The organism is Ignavibacteria bacterium, assembly GCA_016873775.1.
Classification (GTDB): Bacteria; Bacteroidota; Ignavibacteria; order UBA10030; family F1-140-MAGs086; genus JAGXRH01.
Map to the genome: position 1 here is coordinate 1 of VGWC01000145.1, position 2028 is coordinate 2028.

3 protein-coding genes are annotated in these 2028 nt (G+C 42.2%); all 3 read right to left on the reverse strand.

The window, feature by feature from the left end; all coding sequences use genetic code 11:
• Positions 1–90 precede the first annotated feature (90 nt).
• Positions 91–504 (reverse strand): helix-turn-helix domain-containing protein, encoded by a 414-nt coding sequence (locus FJ218_11410; protein MBM4167509.1) that lies wholly within the window; start codon positions 502–504, stop codon positions 91–93.
• Positions 473–754 carry a BrnT family toxin gene (locus tag FJ218_11415; GenBank protein ID MBM4167510.1) on the reverse strand — a complete coding sequence of 94 codons (282 nt, stop codon included), beginning with the start codon at positions 752–754 and terminating at the stop codon, positions 473–475. The genes FJ218_11410 and FJ218_11415 overlap by 32 nt, the downstream gene beginning before the upstream one ends.
• A 39-nt stretch (positions 755–793) precedes the next feature.
• Positions 794–2028: excinuclease ABC subunit B (locus FJ218_11420; protein ID MBM4167511.1), on the reverse strand; the 1235-nt coding region annotated here is incomplete at its 5' end.

The following is a 2028-nucleotide window of genomic DNA, read 5'->3' on the forward strand; positions in this document are numbered from 1 at the left end:
GCGGCGCGTTTCATTTCGGTTTCGAGTTCTTCGAGTAAATCTTTTTTCTGCTCGCTCGATAAATAACGCACAACGGATTCGGCAACACCATCACGCAAAAACTCGCGCGAGTTTTTTCCTTGATGTTCCTAACACAAGTAAAGAACGTATAAGTAAATCAAGAGAAACAGATGGGTCGCCCGTTTCCATTTTTGCAACTCTTGATTGACTTGATTTAAGTAAACGTGCGAGTTGTTCTTGCGTCAATTGTTTTTCCTTTCGTGTTTCTTGGAGATTTCTACTCAATGCAAGTTTTAATTCGATGTATGCAGATTCTTCGGGGGAGAGATTGAGAAAATCTTTTGCGTCGCCGAATTTCCATCCATTTTTCTGTCTACGTATTCGCTCAAGCGTGTTTTCAATTTCAGAACGCTCTTTTTTCGAAAGAGGAATATATATTTCTGCGGTTGCTTCGATTTCTCGCTCTTCTTTGTCAAGTTTTATTTTCTTTTGCTTTTTGTCCATAGAGTTTATTGAATTTTCTGCTTGGGTAAATAGTTTTGAGAACAACATTCTTTTCTTCATCTATTAAGAATGGAATGGCGTGAATATAATTGTGAACCGGAACAAGGAAAATTTTTTGATGCGTGAGTTTTGGATGTTTCACAACCTCAACATATTTATTCTGCAAAATCAGTGAAGCAACTTCTTCAAACGAAATTCCTCGTTCTTCTTTTAGTTTCTTGTTTTTCGATTCATCCCAGATAAAATTCACGGTTTAATATATTAGAAAGATACGCAATGTGAAATCTCCTTACTTTTTCCCCATCCCTTTCAATCTCTCTATCTCATCTCTCAACTGCGCGGCGCGTTCAAATTCAAGTTCTTTGGCGGCGCGTTTCATTTCGGTTTCGAGTTCTTCGAGTAAATCTTTTTTCTGCTCGCTCGATAAATAACGCACAACGGATTCGGCAACAATAGGCATTCGTTCTCGCCGCTCGTCTTTTGCTTGGCGTATATCGGCAATCGCTGTGGAGGAAATAATTTCTTCCGTCGTTTTGTAAATGGTTTTCGGAGAAATGTTGTGCAACGTGTTGTATTCGATTTGCTTTGTTCTGCGGCGCGTGGTTTCATTCAACATTCTTTGCATCGAGCCGGTGTTTTTATTCGCGTAGAGAATCACTTTGCCGTTCACGTTGCGCGCCGTTCTTCCCGCAATTTGTATGAGCGATTTTTCCGAGCGCAAATATCCTTCTTTGTCCGCATCCAAAATTGCCACGAGCGAAACTTCCGGCAAATCCAAACCTTCGCGCAGCAAATTCACGCCGACAAGCACATCGAAATTTCCCAAACGCAAGTCGCGTAAAATTTCTACACGCTCGAGCGCATCAATATCGCTGTGAACGTAACTCACACGGATTTTTATGTTCGCAAGATATTCCGATAAATCTTCCGCCATTCGTTTCGTGAGCGTTGTTACCAAAATTCTTTCGTTGCGTTGTGCGCGTTCACGAATCTCCGCAATCAAATCGTCAATCTGATTTTTGATTGGTCGCACATCTACTTCCGGGTCAACCAATCCCGTCGGGCGAATTACTTGTTCAACAATTACGCCTTTGCATTTTTCGAGTTCGTACTTGCTCGGCGTTGCAGAAACAAAAATAAGTTGATGCGCAGAACGTTCCCATTCTTCAAACGTGAGCGGACGATTATCGAGCGCAGACGGAAGACGAAATCCCCAATCTACAAGCGTTGTTTTGCGGGAACGGTCGCCGAGATACATTCCTTGAATTTGCGGAACGCTCACGTGCGATTCATCCATCACGAGCAAAAAATCTTTCGGAAAATAATCGAGCAAACAATACGGACGCGAACCCGCCGGACGACCAGCAAGATGACGCGAATAATTTTCAATGCCGGAACAATAACCGACTTCTTTCATCATCGTAATATCGAACATTGTGCGTTGTTCAAGCCGTTGCGCTTCGACAAGTTTATTTTGCGCTCGTAATTCTTTCAATCGCTCATCGAGTTCCAACACAATAGAAT

Coding starts and splice junctions, on each gene's coding strand:
- FJ218_11410 (MBM4167509.1), bottom strand. CDS start 504: ATGGACAAAAAGCAAAAGAAAATAAAACTTGACAAAGAAGAGCGAGAA.